Origin of the sequence: Nostoc sp. DedSLP03, from assembly GCF_034530815.1 — a bacterium.
Taxonomy (GTDB): domain Bacteria; phylum Cyanobacteriota; class Cyanobacteriia; order Cyanobacteriales; family Nostocaceae; genus Nostoc.
The window spans coordinates 52,710-72,846 of record NZ_JAVRCK010000005.1; the positions used below are offsets into that span (position 1 = coordinate 52,710).

Below are 20,137 nucleotides of genomic sequence, written 5' to 3' on the forward strand. Positions count from 1 at the left end.
ATAAAGGCCCCTGGAGTTGGTTCTATTATGTGTATTTGCGTGAACTGCCACTATGTAGACAGCTGTGTTACCTATCATGCCGTAGAAGGGCAGCACCAACAGCCTCACTTGACTGAAACACCAAATTTTGATCCGAATGAACCTTCTATCAATGTCAACATTCGGACTAAAGATGATGTGATTGAAATGGAATGGGATGTTGTTGGTTGTCTGAGCTTTAAACGAGAAACAGGTAAGTGGTCGAAATTGCGTCCTGGTGAATTAGTGCCGACTTGATAGAAAATGATTGGTGTATGTTACAGCTATTTTCAGCTAAATGACCACGCGGTAGGGGCGCAAGACTTTGCGCCCCTACAACATATATGGTTAAATACATGATTTCTGCTGTAATGAGATTTTGTTCATCAGCGATCGCGAATTCATGATACAGAAACGAGATGTCAGGAAAGCGATCGTAGAAGATAAAAAAGTCAGCCAAGAGAAAACAGCATGACCAACGCACAGCGACTAGACCATGTAGAAGATGAACTCGAAACTGTTAAGCGATTGCTAATATCTACTGCTAGCTACGCAGAATCAGCAAACAGGCGGCTTGATGAATTGACCATAAAACAAGACCGTACCCAATCTCACCTTGATGAATTGACCATAAAACAAGACCGTACCCAATCTCACCTTGATGAATTGACCATAAAACAAGACCGTACTCAATCTTACCTTGATGAATTGACCATAAAACAAGACCGTACTCAATCTCACCTTGATGAATTGACCATAAAACAAGACCGTACTCAATCTCACCTCGATCAACTAGAGGTAAGTATTGACCGGGTAGGGGCAAAGGTTGACCAACTTTCCGATCGGGTTGATAGTTTTATCACTCACACGCAACGCCTATTTACAAAGGCAGGCAGTGAAATAGAGGAAACAAAGGCACGAACTGAGCGATTAGAAGCACTCATGCTAAAGCTTGACCGCAATTTTGAGGAACAAAAATCTCAGTTTCAGGAGTTTCAACTGACTACGGGTGCTGCCTTGGAGCGAATTGACCGAGTTTTGGACTATCTATTGAGACAGCAAGGCGGTAATCCAAATACCCCATCCTAGCCGCGATCGCTATTAGAAAGTCTACAGCATTGGCTCTCACAAACCTTGTAACAAGACTGTTTGACTGATTATTACTCAGTAGTTTTTCAATTAAGAACCGCTATGTTATATGCTTAAATAAATCACGTTAACTCTATAAAAATAGATATTTTAAGTAACTTTGACAACGGAACTAGAAGACCTCACAACAACAAAATACGCTCTATCACTACACACCACCACTCCCGAATTAGGACTAGCAATTAGTAATTTTGCAGGTGAAACTCGCTCTCAAGTTTGGAATTTGGGGCGCGATTTATCTAGCTTAGTGCATCAATATTTAATTGAATTTATCAAACCGCAAACTTGGGCGGATTTGTCTTTTATCGCAGTTGCCAAAGGCCCCGGCGGCTTTACAGGAACTCGCATTGGTGTTGTCACCGCTCGGACTTTAGGGCAACAGTTAGATATTCCTGTATTTGCGATTTCAACTTTGGCTGCGGTAGCTTGGTCAGAAGTAGGTAAAAGTCAAAATCTAAAAACTATTGCTGTGGAAATGCCAGCACAACGAGGTCAAATTTTTGCTGCTATTTATCAGTTTCAGCCAGATACTTCTAAACTAAAAGTGTGTTTGTCAGATAGAGTATTGACACCAGAAGCATGGCAAGAAACTTTAGGGAATTGGAACACTAATTATCAGCTGATTCAAGCCCAATCTGGGCTAGCAGCAACGGTGACAAGTATTTTGGAATTAGCTAATCTCGATTGGCGAGAGGGCAAATTTCCTAATTGGTCAGAGGCTTTGCCATATTATGGGCAGCATCCTGTAGAACTTTAACTGATATGTATCGCAGTTCATAAATCCCAAATCAAAACGTAAGAATTCAGTCCTTCTGAATTCAGAATTCAGAATAGTTAAAGAATCAGGAGAACATTTGATGAATAGATATACCAATCATTCTAGATTACTGATAAATTCTGGCTCCTGACTCCTGAGTGCTGAATTCTTACATCAAAACAGCCACAGCCAAACTGGGAGAGTAACCAGTAATACTATAGCCCCAGCAGCTAAGGCAGTAACTGCCAGATCGCGATCGAGATTGAATGTCTCAGCAATTACCAGTGTGGCAAAAGCTGGAGGCATAGCCATTTGTAGCACGATTATCTTTGCGATCGCCCCAGTTAATCCAAATAGGGGTAAGATGCTACCCAATATCAAAGGAACTAGCAGCATTTTGATTCCTAAGCTTATCCCTACTTGTGGTAAGCTACGCCAAGATTTGAGCAACGCCAGACGCATTCCAATTAATACCAGGGATAAAGCTACACTAATCCAAGCAAATTTTTCTAACCAGAATTCTGCAACTGTGGGAATTGTCACCTGCCGAAACAGCAAGCCAAATCCGAAACCCCATAGGGCAGGATTAATTAAAATCGCCCTAGTAATCTGCCAATGATTCTGGACACTACCACCAAAACTAGCTGCTAGCAACACACCCAGAGCATAAGTTCCTGGGAATGTACCTAGTAAATCGTAAAATAACGCCCAAGCAAAATATTCTTTGCCTAGCATTGCCAAGGTAATGGGAAAACCAAGATAACCAGTATTACCCAACATGGCGGCTAATATCAAACTAGCCTGAGTTGATGGTTGGGAAACAGTCTTTCTAAAATAGGCTTGTCCTTTTATCCCTAACCAAGCAAAAAATGCTCCTAGTAAAATAGCTAGGTAAGCGATCGCAGGTGCAATCCAAATTTGCCCTGATAAGCTAGATTGACGCAAAAACGATACTATGCTTATGGGTACTCCCACCCAAAAAAGAAACAGTCCTAAACGTGTAGGAACTGTTACAGGTAGTTTGCGTCCCAGGATAAAACCTACCAGGACTAATCCTCCCAGCTTGACGTATAGTTCTAAAAGGTTTGTCAAGATTGCGCCTAAGAACCACAGATGTAAAATGCTACCTGTTACGTCTACTTTTGTCCAGTGCAAAATCTGTTATGGCTATTCCACAAAAACAGGAGTTTACCCTTGAATAAGGCAGGGTTTTCTGGAAAACCGCAAAACTCATCGAATGACTTTGGTGATGATATTCCAGTGGCTGTACGCGATACCCCTGTTGCAGCACCTAAAATTTGGTTGCAACCCCGAATTATTTTGATTGGGGGAGTAACGGGATTTGTCTTGCTATCTTTAATTAGCGGTTTGTGGTTTTTTGTGACTACACCCAAAAAAACCGCTGATTCTCAACCTTTACCAGCTACTTCTACTCCGGCGACGACCGCAGCATCTAATAATTCCAGCGATACTGTGTTAGGGCATTTTCCATACCCAGAAGCCCCTGAGTCAGAACTAGTAACCATCTCCGCAAATAGGGGCATTAGAATGCGAAAAACTGCTGCCCAAAAATTTGAGGAGATGGTAGCAGCAGCCCGGAGTTCAGGTGTAATATTAGTGCCAATTTCTGGCTTTCGCTCAGTCAAAGACCAAGAGCAGTTGTTTTTTGCTGTCGGTGCCCAGCGAAATCAAACGCCAGCAGAACGAGCCGCCCTCAGCGCTCCTCCTGGTCATAGCGAACATCACACGGGTTATGCAGTGGATGTTGGAGACGGATCGGTACCAGCAACTAATCTTCAAACTAACTTTGACAATACCAAGGCTTATCGGTGGCTACAAGCAAATGCAGCGCGTTTTGGCTTTGAAATGTCATTTCCCAAAGATAATGCTCAAGGTGTAAGTTATGAGCCTTGGCACTGGCGTTTTGTAGGCGATCGCAATAGTTTAGAAATGTTTTACAAAGCCAGAAACTTGAAACCCGCAAAGATATCACAATAGGAGCCAAAATAATTCGTAATACTTCGGCTACGCTCAGTACAAGTTCGTAATTCGTAATTATTACCTCTGCTTCTCATAATGGAGGCTGAAGTACTACTTTCTTAAGGGCTGGACAATAATATCCAGCGATTTCTTTAGCGATCGCATCTGGTCGGGAAATTTTATCTAGATTGCAAAGTAAAATTACGGTAATTTTGTCATCAATAAAGCGGGTAATGTTACTTGCAAATCCTAAAATTGACCCATTATGACCAACTACTCGGCGATCGCCATAATTAAATACCCACCAACCTAAACCTGCAACATATCTCAATTTTTCCCAATCATCACCCTGATTGGGAAAATGAGGAGTCCACATCAAATTCAGGGTTGATTGTTTTAGCAAAGTTTCACCACAAAGCGCCTGTTCCCACTTCACCATATCTTCCACACTGGAAAGTTGACCTCCAGCAGAATAGGTAACTGAGGGACTGTAATAAGGTTTGTTAACAAGCTTGCTGTTTACCAACCGATAACCAGCAGCCCGGTGCGGCACTATGTTACTGGGATTATTCATTACGGTTGCATTCATTCCCAAAAAAGCAAAAATACGCTCTTGTAACAAATCTCCATAAGATTGTCCAGTTACTTTTTCTAGGAGCAAACCTAGTAGATAGTAGCCTGTGTTGTCGTAGGCGCTAAACTCACCCGGTTGGAACTTGAGGGGTAAGTGAGTAACTAGAGCCAAAATTTCAGACTTAGATAAATCAAGATGAGTAATTTCCCAGTAGTTTGGAGCATCGGTATAGCTAGGAATTCCAGACTGATGAGACAGAATATGTCCAACTGTGACATTTTGCCACGTTATGGGTAGACAATCGAGATATTCTGCGTAGTTTACCGCCGCAGGCATCGCATCATCTAGCGAAATTACCTCTTGTTCCACCAGCATCATTACGGCTGTAGCGGTGAAAGTTTTACCAACAGACGCAATTTCATAAACTGTCTGTTCAGTAGCTAGAACAGAGTGTTCAATATTCGCCAGTCCATAGCCCTTAACTAAAACAGGTTCACCTTCCTGCACTACTGCAACAGAAAGCCCCGGAATCTGATTTTGAGTCATTACAGCTCGAATATAGTCGTCAATCATAATTGACCTGATTTTTGTTTGGCGATGTGGAGATGAGGGAGCAGGGAAGAAATCAATTCAAAATTCAAAACTTGTACTGAGCGTAGCCGAAGTATTCAAAATTCAAACATTTTAGAACTTCTACCCCTGTGCCCCTCTGCTTCTTCCCCATGCCCTACGTTTAATTTCGTCTGCTATTTCCTGGGTTCTCAGGCTGAGGTTTTTGATACTTACCTGGATACTTGCGCTGAAAGTATTCCTCCATAATTTGTAAGATCATGGGCGCAGCAATGCTACCACCACCACCACCGGAATGTTCAGCAAATGCTACAATCGCAACTTCTGGCTGTTCAGCAGGTGCATACGCTCCAAACCAAGCGTGATTTTGCTTAACACGGCCTTTCCACGCTTCAGCAGTGCCACTTTTACCAGCCACTGCGGGAACTGTTGGCTGCTTCAAAGCTTTACCCGTACCTTCAGCTACTACTTTCCGTAGTCCCTGACGGAGAACACTTATAGTTGTTGGCTTCATGTTTAAAGATGCTCGCCAGCTTTTTGCTTGTTCATTGTCTTTAAGCAAATGCGGCTGGACTCGATAGCCACCATTAGCGGGCACGGCAAACATGATGGCGACTTGTAAAGGTGTCGTTTGTAAAGCACCTTGACCAATTGACATATTAATGCTGTCGCCTACAGTCCAAGGTATCTTCCAAGTTTTCTGCTTCCATGCCTCATCTGGCACTAAACCCTTTGCTTCTTCGTTGGCAAACTCAAAACCAGTTTTTTTACCAAATCCATACTTGCGAGTCCACTCAATTAAAGTTGGGCCGCCGACTCCGCGACCAATTTGATAGAAGAAGGTATCACTACTCCACTGTAATGCTCCGACAAAACCCAATGGGCCGAATCCGGCGTGATTCCATTCACCAAATCGGGTGCCGCCAAAACTCAAAGAACCGTAGGTTTGCAGGACTGTGCTAGGAGAAAATTTACCTGATTCTAGACCGGCTGTGGTGGTAACAATTTTGAAGGTGCTAGCGGGTGGAAAAGCGCTGAGGGCGCGATTGACCAAGGGATGATCGGCACCTTGGACAAATTCCCAATCTTTTTGGGTGAGTTTCTGCTTTGAGAAAATATTTGGGTCAAAGGTAGGGTGAGATACCATTGCTAAAACGGCACCGTTCTTGGGGTCAAGGGCAACGATCGCACCGTCGCGATCGCCTAAAGCTTTTTCTGCTGTCTTTTGCATATTTAAATCTATGGTCAAGTGCAAATCGTTACCTGGTTTTGCCTGTTTCTCTCCCAAAACCCGGAGCGGGCGACCTGCACCATCCACTTCTACTTGCTGACCGCCCCATTCGCCCCGCAGAGTTTTTTCATAAGCTTTTTCAACTCCCATTTGACCAATTACATCACCTAATCTGTAGCCTTCCTGCTTCTTTTCTTTTAACTGATTGCCGGTCAGTTCTCGTGTATAACCTAATACATGGGCTAATTCCTTGGCGTGGGGGTAGTAACGAACGGCTTCTGTATGAATTTCTACGTCTTTAAGTTCAGTTTGATACTCTTTCAATGCTGTGATTTGCGCTTCGTTCAAATCACGAGCAATTCGGATCAGTGAAGAAGAGTTAGCACCTGCCTCTTCTAGTTTCTTTTCCATCTCTTCTTGGGGAACGTCGAGAATTTGAGATAGACGCGCTCCCACTAATGACCACGCTGGCTTGGTATGTGCCATCGGCCACAAATATACAGAGCGAGGATAGCGAGTACTGGCTAAAAGTTTGCCGTTGCGGTCAAAGATATTGCCTCGTTCTGGTTGCTTGGGGATCATCCGAATTCGATTTGACTCGGCTCGTTTTCGGTGGCTTGCTCCTTCAGTAATTTGCAAATATGCCAAGCGAATGCTGATTCCTGTCAGCATCAAAAGAGTAAATATAATTAAAAATATCGGCTGGAAACTTTGGCCAACAGTACGTGTATTTTTTTGTCCGCCAAGTGGAGATGGTTTAAGGTAAGTCATAAGGAAAAGAGGATTGTAAAATTAAGATTATCTGTAAATAACTCTGCTAAATTCTTAGCAGGTATTTAAGGGCAAACTAATTGGCAGTAATTAATTGTTTTGAATTGATACCATAAGCGCATCTCTTCTATTGTCTCGACCAAAAGCTTCTTAAATTTTTAATTTTGCACATTAGTGGTCTATCGCATTAATTTTGATGAGTTTGTAGTAAGCACTTCAGTGCTTAAAAATCTAGGACTAAAGTCCTTACTACGAACTTTTTCACCTTTCAAAACTAATGGGATAGACTAGAAAATCTGACGCTGTATACCTGTTTGACTTTTGCTTTGCAGAACTAATCTCCAGTGCCATGTCCCGAACTTTGAGTTTTAGCTTCTGATGGGTCAGGCTGAGGTTTTTTATACTTACCTGGATATTTGTGTTGAAAATAAGCTTCTAGTACTTGTAAAACCATCGGCCCGCAAATAGTACCGCCATGTTCGCCAGTATTTTCACCAAAGGCCACAACCACAATTTCCGGCTTATTACTGGGGGCGTAGCCACCAAACCATGTATGATTTGGGCGACCAACACCAGCTTCAGCTGTGCCACTCTTCCCAGACGCTGGAGCAATTGTTGGCACGTCTAAGCGCTTACCAGTACCTTCACTCACCACCTTCCGCAGTCCGTCGCGGAGAACTTTGATAGTTGTCGGCTTCATATTTAAAGATTCTCGCCAACTTTTTGCTTCTTCGTTGTCTTTAAGCAAATGTGGCTGAACTCGATAGCCACCATTAGCAGGGACAGAAAACATAATCGCCGATTGCAGAGGTGTCACTTGTAAAGCACCTTGACCAATTGACATATTAATGGTATCGCCGACAGTCCACGGTATCTTCCAAGTTTTCTGCTTCCATGTTTCATCTGGAACCAAGCCTACTGATTCTTCATCACGAAATTCAATGCCAGTTCTTTGACCAAAGCCGTATTTGCGACTCCATTTGATTAGAGTTGGGCCACCGACTTTTCTACCAACTTGATAGAAGAAAGTATCACTACTCATAGCGATCGCTCTGGGAAATCCTAATGGCCCGAATCCGGCGTGGTTCCACTCACCAAATGTCACCCCACCCACGGTAAGAGAACCAAAGGTTTGTAGTATTGAGTCAGGAGAAAATTCACCTGATTCCAGTCCAGCTGTCGTAGTGACAATTTTGAAAGTACTGGCGGGTGGAAAGGCACTCAGAGCGCGATTCACCAAGGGATGATCTTTACCTTGGACACTTTCCCAATCTTTTTGAGAGAGTTTTTGTTTGGAAAAGATATTTGGGTCAAAGGTGGGGTAAGATACCAACGCTAAAACAGCACCATTATTTGGATCGAGTGCTGCGATCGCACCTCGGTGATTTCCCAAAGCTTTTTCGGCTGCCTTTTGCACATCCAAATCTATGGTCAGGTGCAAATCATTACCAGCTTTTGCCTGTTTCTCGCCGATAACCCGGATTGGTCTACCCGCACCATCCACTTCCACTTGCTGACCGCCCCATTCGCCCCGTAGAGCTTTCTCATAAGCCTTTTCCACACCCATCTGACCGATGACATCTCCCAGTCGATAGCCTAACTCCTTCTTGCCTTTTAACTGGTCGGCGGTCAACTCCCGTGTATAACCTAGTACGTGCGCTAATTCTTTGCCATGGGGATAATAACGTACAGAATCTGTATTAATTTCTACTTCTGGGAGTTCATTTTTATACTCCTTTAATGCCGTAATTTCTGCTTCATTTAAATCGCGAGCAACCCGGATGAGTGAAGAAGAATTAGCACCAGCTTGTTCTAATTTCTTTTCCATCTCATCTTGGGAAATGTTAAGAATTTGCGCTAGACGCGGGCCGACTACAGACCAGGAAGGCTTAGTATGCGCCATCGGCCACAAATATACAGAGCTAGGATAGCGAGTGCTAGCTAAAAGTTTGCCATTCCGGTCAAAAATATTACCCCGTTCTGGTTGTTTGGGAATCATCCGAATTCGGTTTGCTTCGGCTCGTTCCCGGAGTTTTGGCCCATCAACTATTTGCAAGTAAGCCAAACGAGCCTCAATCCCACTGGTCATTAATAGGGTAAATACGATTAAAAATATTGATTGGACACCACGTCCAACTGTACGTATATCTTTTTTGCTGCCAATTGATGGAAATAAGGACATAAGTATTAATTCAAAATTCAAAACTTGTACTGAGCGACTTGTGCCGAGCGAAGCCGAGGTAAGTCGAAGTATTCAAAATTCAAAATGAATAAATGCAATTCTAGCCAGCCTTTTAGCAATTGCTAAGATGCAATTTTAAGACTTGTTAACTTAATTACAGATTATCTAAATCAGAAGTTTAGTATATAAGTTTACCATTAGCTTTTTTTATTACTGAGCGCGAAATAATCGAGCGAGTATATTCTTGAACAATTGTTTTTGGCGGATACAATAAACCAAAGTGTCAAATATAGTCTGCCCAAAAGACTAGAGCAATTGACAAAATCACGTAATATCACGGCATTCTACTGAGGATTATGGCTCAAATTGTCATGCAGAATCAAAGGGGGATAACAACTTTTCAGCCACTTGATGTTGAACTGCGTAACGTCTTCAAGTTTTTTAACCAAGAACCAGCAGTAAATGGCATTGATTTGGATGTTAGACAAGGAGAATTTTTTAGTATTTTAGGCCCCTCCGGTTGTGGTAAAACAACAACACTGCGCTTAATTGCTGGGTTTGAAATTGCTGACGCTGGTAAGGTGTTTATTCAGGGTCAGTCCATGACTAATGTGCCTCCTTACCGCCGACCCGTCAATACTGTATTTCAAAGTTACGCTCTATTTAACCACCTGAATGTCTGGAATAACATCGCCTTTGGACTGCGGTTAAAAAAAATACCCAAATCGAAAATTGAAGCTAGAGTCCAAGAAGCTTTAAAACTGGTGAAAATGGAAAGTTTGCGATCGCGCTTTCCCAATCAACTTTCTGGTGGTCAACAGCAGCGAGTAGCTTTAGCAAGGGCCCTAGTCAACCGTCCCACCGTGGTACTACTAGATGAACCTTTAGGGGCGTTAGATTTCAAACTACGTAAAGAAATGCAGGTTGAGTTATCAAATTTACACAAAGACTTGGGGTTAACCTTTGTGATGGTGACACACGACCAAGAAGAAGCATTGTCTTTGAGCGATCGCATTGCCGTAATGAATCAAGGCAAAATTGAACAAGTTGGCACTCCCAGCCAAATTTACGAACGTCCCTGTACATCCTTTGTTGCTGATTTTATTGGTGATACTAATTTATTCAGTGGTGAAATCGTCGCGGTAGACTCCTCTAATATTAAAATTTCCACAAAAATGGGACTCTCAATTGTTATTAGCCGCGCTGAAGATACACCAACTGAATTATCACAAGCTGTAGTAGTGAGTGTGCGTCCAGAAAAAATACAGCTTTCCCTGTATCCACCTAATTTGCCAGTTAACTGCTTTGAAGGACGGCTGGTTAACGTTATGTATTTGGGCACACACGTTAATTATGTTATGGAATTAACAAATGGCATTAGCATTAATGTGTTGCAACCTAATACTTTGGGTACTTTACCAGACCGCGACACACTTATTTACGCCTGGTGGGCAGAAACTGATTGTTTAGCTATTAGTCAATAGTTAATGGTCATAGAAAGCGGTGGCAAGTCAGTCAACCTTATGGAAAAGGAGGACAACCGCCCCACAAGGGATTATAACCTTACAGTTGCAAAAAAAAACCTTAATGCTGAATTGGAATTGTAATTACAAACTCTGTTCCTGCTGCTGGTGATGAATGACATTCCAGTTTGCCACCATGTGTTTCTGTAATGATTTGATAACTGATAAACATTCCCATCCCTGTTCCCTTACCTACAGGCTTGTTGGTGAAAAACGGATTAAAAACTTGTTGTTGAATCTGTTCTGACATACCTATTCCATTATCAGCGATCGCAATTTTTACCCAACTGGAATCTATCACTGATGTACGAATGGCGATCGTGGGAGTAAGCAACCCAGATGTTAAATTGTTTATTCTTAATTGTGTATTCTCAATTGTCCATTCTTCTAAAGCATCAATGGCATTCGCCAATATATTCATAAATACCTGATTGAGTTGTCGGCCATAGCATTCCACTAAAGGTAATGTGCCGTAGTCTTTGATGACTTGAATCGCTGGAAGCTTTGTTGTTTCTTGGAGGCGATGTTGCAATACCATTAGAGTACTGTCAATGCTTTCGTGAATGTCTACTGCTTTAAACTCGGCTTCATCTATGCGTGAGAAAGTTCGTAACGACAGCACAATCTGACGGATGCGCTGAGTACCAACTTTCATCGAACTCAATATTCTTGGTACATCTTTTTGGATGTACTCTAGGTCAATTTCCTCACACAAAGCCTGAAATTCCGACTTATTACCAGATTGCTGCTGATGGTAAATTACTCGCAACAGGTCTTGAGTATATTCCTCAATATAAGTGAGATTACCGTGAATAAAATTAACGGGGTTGTTGATTTCGTGGGCAACTCCAGCCACAAGTTGACCCAGACTAGACATTTTTTCTGCTTGAATCATTTGTGCTTGAGTTTGTCTGAGTTCTTGAAGAGTTTGTGCTAAATTTTCTGTTTGTTGTCGCAATTGGTCTTCCATCTGTTTGCGTTCACTGATATCCCTGGCGACACAAACAACCGTGTTTTCAGTCATTCTGGCAATATTCGCCTCAAACCAAACCTCTTGCTCGCCTATAGGCAAGCTATATTCTACCTTCACAGTTTTTTTAGTTAAGAGTGCTTGTTGAATAGAGTTGAGAAAATAGCCGGCACAAGCAGAGGGTAAAACCTCATATATTTTTGTGCCCAGCAGTTCCGCAGGAGGTTGGTAGAGTAAGGGTGCACCACTAGGAGCGATTTTTAAGTATCTTCCTTCGGCATCCAAGACAAGAATCACATCCTGCATAGCGTTGAACAAAGCGAGTAATTCTGCTTGCGAGGCTTTGATTAATTCTTCAGCTTGTTTGCGACTGCTGATATCGCTAATAACGCCATGAAGACCAATAATTTCACCATCTGAATCGAAAATTGGCGAAGCCACTGACCTCATCCAGCACCAATTTCCATCCTTTTTTTGGTGGCGAAATTCTATTGCGATTCGCTGCCCCTTGGTTTCCACCATTTCTTGAATTTTTCTCTGGGCTAGGGGGAAATCATCAGGATGAAGCAGGGGGGCAAAGGGTTGACCAAGTAGGTCTGAAGGTTCCCATCCTAAAACATTTTTATATTGTGGTGAGACATAAGTAAAAAGACCTTCCACTGACATAGAAAAAATCAGATCGCTGATATTTTCCACGAGTTGGCGATACTTAGCCTCACTCTCAGCCGAAGCAGTCGCCGCCGTTTGATGATGCCGTCCGCGAATTTTATTTGCTGATTCTACAAAGGTAGAATTATCTGCGAATTTCGACTGTAATTCTATCAGTTGTAAATCCTGTAGGACTTCATCAGTAACTAACTCCCAAATTTGATGTTGTTCGGCTAACAGTGTAGTTGAATAAAGGTCTTGCAATGCTTCTAGCTGTTGCAGCAATTGGGCATTTTGCTGACGTAAAAGCAATATCTCTTCATTGATTTTTTCAGAACACATGTTAAACTCCGATTTAGTTTACTTAGAGCCAGTCCTGAGTTAGGCAGGACTTACGCAAAAATTGCTAAAAGCTTAATTTAATTTATCCAACCGCCTTCTCTTCCAGAGGCTTCCGCTAAGGTAAAGCGTCTCAGAAGATGCCTTTTCTACATAAACGCTACGCGATCGCGTGTAAGTAGGGTGACAGAATAGACCTCTTGCAAAAGTGACTTTTGCTTTCCGGTTGGGGAAAGGGACTCATGTTAAAGGGTAAGAGGAAATTCCATCCCTTTCCCCTACAAATGCCAAGAGGTCTAATCTTCTTAGCTAAAGTTGGTCTACTCAGTACTGTTTATTGCTGCATTGGAATTGCGATCGCAAACTCTGTACCTTTTCCTGGGAAGGAGTTGCAGTGTATTGAGTGCAATTTCAAAACTTTCAATCTTACCCGAAACTTGTAACTGATGCAGACAATTTTCTAAATCAAATTTTAGTCCCAAGGCATTCTGATATCTCTCTTCAGCATTCTTCGCCATCAATTTACTGACAATTTTTGATAGTACAGATGAAATGTCTGAATTAATTTCGTGTACTAATGGTGCGATTTTTGCAATATGAGAATGTACCAACTCCATTGGGTCGTTGGAGGCAAAAGGTAACTCTCCCGTGAGTAACTCGTAGAAAGTTACGCCGAGTGAATAGAAGTCTGTGCGATAGTCAATCCCCCGATTCATTCTGCCTGTTTGTTCGGGAGAAACATAAGCAAGTGTCCCTTCTAACACATTAGGATTTACGAGGGTTTGGGTTTCTCTTGGTAATAAAGATGCAATACTAAAGTCAATTAATTTAACTTGTTTGGTTTCGGGATTAATTAATATATTGCTGGGTTTAATATCTTTATGAAGAATGCGCTCTTGGTAGAGTAAATTTAAGGTGCTGCACAGGGCGATCCCTATTTCTAAAAATTCTTGTAGAGATTGGAGATTTCCTCTTATTTTCCACTCACTGAGAGAAATTCCGCCAAAATCTTCCATGACCAAAGCATAGCCATTTTGGTACGGTTCTAGGCTATAAGTTTGGACAATTAGAGGTGAGTTGAGATTTTTCGCAATGACATACTGATTGCGAAACGACAAGAGTTCGCTGAAATTTGGATAAGGATTTTTCAGCAGTTTGATTGCTACTCTTAAGGAGTCAGTTTCTCGAACTGCTCGATAAACCAGGGTTCTCGAACCGTTGTAGATTTCTGAGGTAACGTTATATCCGGGAATCCTCACAAAAGTGGCTACCATACTGCTGAAGAAGTGATGATTTACAGATATAGTGTTCCCAGATATATCAAGTGATTTATATAAAAGTAAATATTTACACCTTAATTTCGATGATAAATTCACTACCCTGACCAACAACAGAGTTACAACTCAATTTGCCGCTGTGGGTTGATTCCACAATTTGTCGGGCGATCGCTAATCCTAAACCCGTTCCTTTTCCCACAGATTTGGTTGTAAACAAATGGTCAAATATCTTTTGTTTCACTGTTTCATTCATGCCATTAGCATTATCAGCAATCGTTATTGTAACCCGATCGTCTTGCAATGAGGTTTTAATTGTAATCTTGTTAGGTTTTTTTTGGATTTCTGCAAAACTTTTCCCAGTATTCGACTCATCTAAGGCATCAATGGCATTAGCTATGATATTCATAAACACCTGGTTTAATTGTCCAGGAAAACATTCAACTTCAGGCAAACTGCCATAATCGGTTATTACTTCAATTGCTGGACGTTGCTCATTGGCTTTAAGGCGATGTTTGAGAATTAAAATTGTACTTTCAATCCCTTCATGAATTTTAAATGGCACTTTGTAATCTTTATCAGCGCGGGAGAAAGTTCTTAAACTAGTGCTGATATTTTTCAGGCGATCGCACGCCATCACCATTGAATCTATTGCCTTTGGTAAATCTTCTAAACTATAATCTAAGTCAATTTCTTCTGCATGGTCAATAATTTCAGCACCCGGATTAGGTAAACTTTCTTGATAAAGTTTCAAGTGTCGCACAACATCAGCAATAGTGGGTTTAGTTTGTTTGAGACTTGCAGCAATAAAGCCCAAAGGATTATTCATTTCATGGGCTACACCAGCAACTAAATTACCCAGTGCAGACATTTTCTCATTTTGAACAATTTGTAATTGCGCTTGTTGTAAATCTGCTAAGGCTGTTCCGAGTGCTTGAGATTTTTCTGTCACCACTGATTCAACTTGTTTGCGATCGCTAATATTAATCGTTGTCCCAACTACGCGATAAACTTTGCCCGTCTCATCTTTTAAAGGGCTGAGTGTGGTTAAAAACCAAATTTTCTGGTCATTAAATGTTAGACATTCTTCATAGGTGATCGGTGTTCCAATTTGGAAACAATGCAGATATTTTTGCTCGATTGCTGCAACTTCATCAGGAGCCATTAATTCTTGCGGACTTTTACCCAGTACTTGAGAAGCAGGTATACCAATCACTATTTCGCATGATTTACTCCATCCTGTGTACTCATACCTACCATCATCACGGATATCAGTCACAAAAATAAGACAGCCAACACCTTCGTAAATACTATTGAGGAACTTTTCTCGCTCCTGGAGATGATTATATAATTGGGCATTTTCCAAAGAAATTGCGGCTTGAGTGCAGAGGAAATTTACAATAGAAAGGCGATCGCTAGTAAATACGCCTTGAGTCAGTTGATTTTCTAGGTAAAGAATCCCTACTAAACGCCCTTGATTAAGAATCGGGGTACATAATACACTCTGGGGTTGTGTTCGCTGCATATATTCCCCAATCAACCCAATGGTATCTGTTTTGCAATTGTCTATAACAACTGTTTGTTGGGTATTTTTGACGTAATTGATAATTTTTGCAGGAATCTCTTGACAATTAGCGAGTGATTGTGGCTCCAGAATGGTTTGTGTTTGGTCATGATTGATAAAGGTAATTGCCCTAACTTGCCAATTATCACCATACACTTTCTTCAATAAGGGTTTCCCCCGCACGGCAGTGTCCTCATCTTGGGGAAGAATTAATACAACTTTCTTCGCGCCAGAGTTTTCTAGGATAATGTGGGTCAAGCTGGCAATGAGTCGATCTAATTCCAGAGAACCGGAGATAGCTTGAGCGGCTTTGAGGACAGAGGTAAAATCTAATGTCTGGGAAATACCAGTACTGCCAGTGGTAGAAGTGCGAGTAGATGAGGAAGTGCCGCGAAAGCTAATAGTTTCTAAGGTATTGAAGTTGATTCGTTGCTGTTGCAGAATCGATTGGAGTAGTTGGGGATAGCGTTTTTCTAAGTCTTCTATTTTGGCTTTTGCACCCCAACGAGCGTAGCAGTAGTATGCTTCTTGCATATATGCTTGGGCAACTCTTTCTTTACCCCAGTCGAGGTAAAATTTGGCTGCTAGTTCGTTGCCAAGTGCTTCTTCGTTAACGTATTCGTTTTCTTTGGCGAGGGAGATGGCGCGATCGTAATGTTCAAGTGCTTCTGCTTTATTGCCCAACACTCGTTGTTTTTCAGCCTCAACTAAATGCCATTTATGTAGATGATTCATGGGAGCATTTTGCGCCCATTGCTGCAAAGTGGTTTGATGGGTTTCTACCAAAGCGAGAAATTCGGCTTGCTTTGGTTCTGGGTGTGCCAGCAAGAGCGCCAAATGCGTCAAGGCTGCATAGAAATGAAAAATGGGAATAAAAATCATGCCTGATACTGCCATCAAATACTGTTTGGCTTGGGCGTTATAGTCTAGGGCAGCCGTGTAGTTACCAAAAAAGTAGGCAAGCATCAGTTTGTAAGTATAAGCAATAGCGATCGCCGAGAGATCCTTGTCTTGATGGTGCTTAGGAAGCATCGCTGTTTCATTGTAGGCAGTGCCAATTAAGCAATCCGACAGAATACGGGCTTCCCTCAAGTTCTCCACAGTCTGCTGCACCATATCCAAATAAGTCAGGGCAGAATGTTGTTTTACCTGCACTAAGACAGCCCTGTAACCTGCGATTTCGGGTTCCCAAATGTCCAGTTCTACCCCAGCAAAAAGTTTGGCAATGAAGTAATTGAGCGAGTTGTAGCCAGCGTTGAGAAAATCACCAGTTTCCATACCAGTCGCATAGCCATCTTTCATCGTCAGCATCGTTGCCCTGAGAGATTCCTGATGATGTTGAATCCAGGCCGCAAACAGAAGTAGAATCTTACACTTGAATTCCCCGACATTAAATCGGTCAAGCAAATTCATTGCTAATCGCCCAAAGCTATAGCCTGTTTTCACTTCTGACAAAAAGGCACACAACACCATACCGTGAATCATATACCCCACCGTTGATGCAGGTGCATTCCCAAACTGGAGTGATAAACTCACCATCGTTGCGCTCAGTATGGGCAGTAATCCGGGCATTGCCTGTAGAATCGGTGAAAATAATATTCCTAAGAGTTGCATCGCTGCCTGAGTTTGGCGTTGGCTTCGCCCGCCGCAGGCATCGCTCATGATAGGTAGATCGACTAATTCTTCAATCCCTCTGCCGTTTTGAAGGCTGGCTACAGTCTGTAGTACTTTGCCAATTTTGGCTTCGTCAGGTGCAGTGGGGAGTTCAACCCCCAATTGAAAGAGTGCATCTCTGCCAACTGCGATCGCTTCTAATATTCTGGTCTGGGCTGTCTGGGCAGCAATTTGAATTTCGTAAATTTTAACTTTGTCTAAAATCGTCTGGGCTGATTTTAACACCTGTACTGCGATCTGTTCCATGCCATCAAAGTCAGCATTCAAGTAGGCGGCTTCGGTGGCGGCAACATAGAGACTCAGGGTCAATTCATATCGATCTTGCCAGCAATTGGCTGTAAGTAGCTCAATCCCGGTCTGTAAATAGACTCTTGCCGCAGCGTAAGCGGTAGAATTTTTGGCTTTATTTCCTGCTGCTAAGTTAAGCCGAGCCAAGGCTTCTCGTTCACTTAATTGAGTGATTAACTCTTGCCCTAAATTCAAATGTCCAACAATATCAAACAGTTTTTCTTCTTGTTCTATTTGAGAGGAATTTTGTAGAAGTAATTGACCAATTTTGAGATGAGTTGCTTGTTTTTGATGAGCGGGAATTAGAGAATAGGCAGCTTGTTGTATTCTGTCATGTAAAAATCTATAATAAGCTGTCCTTTGTCCTACCCTGCGGGTTCGCCCTTGGCGTTCTCGTTCGCGCAGCGTCTCCGTCAGGAGAAGAGTAGCCGCTAGCGCGTCTATGTCCTTTGTCATTCGTTCGCTCTTTTCTAATGACCACTGACCACTCGCCCTGAGCGGAGCCGTTCGCGTAGCGTCTCGTAGAGAAGGGATGACCAATGACGAATCTTGATAAAACTTATAAACATCACTAATCGGTAAAATCAACCCTTCTTGTAAAGCTTTCCATAAACTAGCAGCCGTTTCAATCTCTGATTCTTGCGAAACAATCGCCAAAGTTGCTAAATCAAATTGATTGCCAATACAAGCTGCTAACTGCAATACATTTTGAGTTGATTGAGGTAGTTTCTGTAACTGAAATACCAAGAATTTAACAACATCATCTGTCACTGCTTGCTGATTTATTTGGGTGATATCACATTGCCAATATCCTGATTCAAAGTTAAATTCAATTAACCCATCTTGGTGTAGTGCCTTGAGAAACTGGATGGCAAAAAACGGATTACCTTGAGTTTTCTGAAATACCAATTGAGAAACAGGTAACGCCGAATCTTTTGTACATTTCAGTGTATCAGCAACGAATTGATTTACTTGCGATTGACTCAGAGGCGCTAAAGTAATCGTATTAATTGTGGCTGCTGTTTTTTGGAGATCGTTCAAAGTCAAGATTAATGGATGTGCTGGGTTGACTTCGTTATCACGATAAGCACCAATTAAGAAAAGATGTTTGGTATCAGCCATTAATAACTGTATTAACATCAACGATGCTGAATCTGCCCATTGTAAATCATCTAAAAACATCACCAATGGATGTTCAACACTGGTAAAGACTTGGGTAAATTTCTGAAATAATAAATTAAACCGATTTTGAGCAGCAGTTCCTGATAATTCTGTAACAGGTGGTTGCTGACCAACAATTCTTTCTAATTCGGGGATGACTTCAATAATTACCTGGCTATTATCACCTACAGCCGCTAAAATATTGGTTTTAAATTTTTGGATTTGAGCATGATTTTCGGTTAATAATTGCCCGATTAAATCGCGGAAGGCTTGCACAAAAGCGCTAAAGGGAATATTTCGTTGAAATTGGTCATATTTCCCTTTGATAAAATAACCGCGCTTTTTGACGATAGGTTTATAAACTTCGTTAACTACAACGGTTTTACCAATACCCGAAAAACCAGCCACCAGCATCATTTCTGTCGCACCTGTACTAACGCGCTCAAATGCTTGCAGGAGAGTTTCTACTTCTGTTTCTCGTCCATAAAGTTTATCGGGAATAATAAAGCGATCGCACAGATCCCGTTGAGCAATTGGGAAATGCTTAATTTCACCAGTTTCTTGGAGTTGAGATAAACAAGTTTCTAAATCAAATTTCAATCCCAATGCACTTTGATAGCGGTCTTCAGCATTTTTTGCCATCAATTTTATGACAATATCTGACAACACTTGCGGAATCTCTTGATTTTTAACTTCCTGAAGAGATGGTGGAAGTTTTGCTAGATGACAATGTACCAACTCCATCGGATCGTTTGAATGGAACGGTAACTCACCCGTAAGTAGTTCATAAAAAGTGACACCTAAAGAATAGAAATCAGTCCGGTAGTCAATCCCCCGATTCATTCTTCCTGTTTGTTCGGGAGAAATATAACCAAGTGTCCCTTCCAAGACATTGGGATTCATCAGTGTTTGAGTTTCCCGTGGTAGTAGGGATGCAATACTAAAGTCAATTAATTTAACTTGTTTGGTGTCTGGATTAATTAGAATATTGGCGGGTTTAATATCTTTATGAATAATCCGGTCGCGATACAATATATCTAAGGTGTTGCACAGTGCGATCGCTATTTCTAAAAACTCCATCAAAGATTCTAAGTTTCTCCCCACTCCCCAATCCTTGAGAGAAATCCCCCCAAAATCTTCCATTACCAACGCATAACCATTTTGATACGGTTCTAGGCTATAAGTTTGGACGATCAGAGGTGAGTTGAGATTTTTCGCTATGGTGTACTGATTGCGAAACGACAAAAGTTCGCCAAAACTCGGATAAGGATTTTTCAGCAGTTTGATCGTTACGGGTAATGAGTCAGTCTCTCGATACCCTCGATAAACGATGGTTCTAGAACCATTGTAGAGTTCTTCGCTAACCTGATAGCCAGGAATATTGACTCTCGTACTAACCATACTGCTAAATCTTTAAGACTCCAGATATAGTGTTCCCAGATATCAAGCGAACCCGTCGCTCCA

Annotated in this window: 11 protein-coding genes and 1 pseudogene; 5 read left to right on the forward strand and 7 right to left on the reverse strand. The window is 41.8% G+C overall.

Annotated features, from left to right (window positions below; genetic code table 11):
* Positions 1–27: 27 nt before the first annotated feature.
* The 3 genes from RM368_RS03900 (at position 28) to tsaB (ending at position 1,924) form a co-directional block, all read left to right on the forward strand.
* Positions 28–276: a Ycf34 family protein gene (locus RM368_RS03900; RefSeq protein WP_118167283.1), complete on the forward strand. Its 249-nt coding sequence runs from the start codon at positions 28–30 to the stop codon at positions 274–276.
* Positions 277–489: 213 nt separating this feature from the next.
* Positions 490–1,107 (forward strand): 6-aminohexanoate hydrolase, encoded by a 618-nt coding sequence (locus RM368_RS03905; RefSeq protein WP_322692832.1) that lies wholly within the window; start codon positions 490–492, stop codon positions 1,105–1,107.
* A 160-nt stretch (positions 1,108–1,267) separates the two neighbouring features.
* On the forward strand, positions 1,268–1,924 hold the full coding sequence (gene tsaB / locus RM368_RS03910) for a tRNA (adenosine(37)-N6)-threonylcarbamoyltransferase complex dimerization subunit type 1 TsaB (protein WP_322692833.1): 657 nt from the start codon (positions 1,268–1,270) through the stop codon (positions 1,922–1,924).
* Between the two features lie 174 nt (positions 1,925–2,098).
* Here tsaB and RM368_RS03915 read toward each other — a convergent pair whose 3' ends face one another.
* Positions 2,099–3,016 (reverse strand): AEC family transporter, encoded by a 918-nt coding sequence (locus tag RM368_RS03915; protein ID WP_322692892.1) that lies wholly within the window; start codon positions 3,014–3,016, stop codon positions 2,099–2,101.
* A 102-nt stretch (positions 3,017–3,118) separates the two neighbouring features.
* On the opposite strand from RM368_RS03915, the gene RM368_RS03920 reads away from it, so the two are divergent.
* A complete protein-coding gene (locus tag RM368_RS03920; RefSeq protein WP_322692834.1) occupies positions 3,119–3,922 on the forward strand; it encodes a M15 family metallopeptidase in 804 nt (267 codons plus the stop codon).
* A 73-nt stretch (positions 3,923–3,995) separates the two neighbouring features.
* Here RM368_RS03920 and RM368_RS03925 read toward each other — a convergent pair whose 3' ends face one another.
* The 3 genes from RM368_RS03925 to mrdA (RM368_RS03935) all read right to left on the reverse strand — a co-directional run bounded on the left by RM368_RS03925 (position 3,996) and on the right by mrdA (RM368_RS03935) (position 9,232).
* Positions 3,996–5,051, reverse strand: a complete 1,056-nt coding sequence (locus RM368_RS03925; RefSeq protein WP_322692835.1) for a serine hydrolase domain-containing protein — start codon at positions 5,049–5,051, stop codon at positions 3,996–3,998.
* Between the two features lie 160 nt (positions 5,052–5,211).
* Positions 5,212–7,050, reverse strand: a complete 1,839-nt coding sequence (gene mrdA / locus RM368_RS03930) for a penicillin-binding protein 2 (protein ID WP_322692836.1) — start codon at positions 7,048–7,050, stop codon at positions 5,212–5,214.
* Positions 7,051–7,384: 334 nt separating this feature from the next.
* Positions 7,385–9,232, reverse strand: a complete 1,848-nt coding sequence (gene mrdA / locus RM368_RS03935; RefSeq protein WP_322692837.1) for a penicillin-binding protein 2 — start codon at positions 9,230–9,232, stop codon at positions 7,385–7,387.
* Positions 9,233–9,588: 356 nt separating this feature from the next.
* Here mrdA (RM368_RS03935) and RM368_RS03940 point away from each other — a divergent pair, with 356 nt between their 5' ends.
* Positions 9,589–10,716: an ABC transporter ATP-binding protein gene (locus RM368_RS03940; protein WP_322692838.1), complete on the forward strand. Its 1,128-nt coding sequence runs from the start codon at positions 9,589–9,591 to the stop codon at positions 10,714–10,716.
* Between the two features lie 100 nt (positions 10,717–10,816).
* On the opposite strand, the gene RM368_RS03945 is transcribed toward RM368_RS03940, so the two are convergent.
* The 3 genes and pseudogenes from RM368_RS03945 to RM368_RS03955 form a co-directional block, all read right to left on the reverse strand.
* Positions 10,817–12,715: a PAS domain S-box protein gene (locus tag RM368_RS03945; RefSeq protein ID WP_322692839.1), complete on the reverse strand. Its 1,899-nt coding sequence runs from the start codon at positions 12,713–12,715 to the stop codon at positions 10,817–10,819.
* A gap of 365 nt (positions 12,716–13,080) precedes the next feature.
* Positions 13,081–13,986 (reverse strand): annotated as a pseudogene (locus RM368_RS03950) (serine/threonine protein kinase); the annotation flags it as partial.
* Between the two features lie 73 nt (positions 13,987–14,059).
* Positions 14,060–20,074 (reverse strand): AAA family ATPase, encoded by a 6,015-nt coding sequence (locus RM368_RS03955; protein ID WP_322692840.1) that lies wholly within the window; start codon positions 20,072–20,074, stop codon positions 14,060–14,062.
* Between the last annotated feature and the right edge of the window lie 63 nt (positions 20,075–20,137).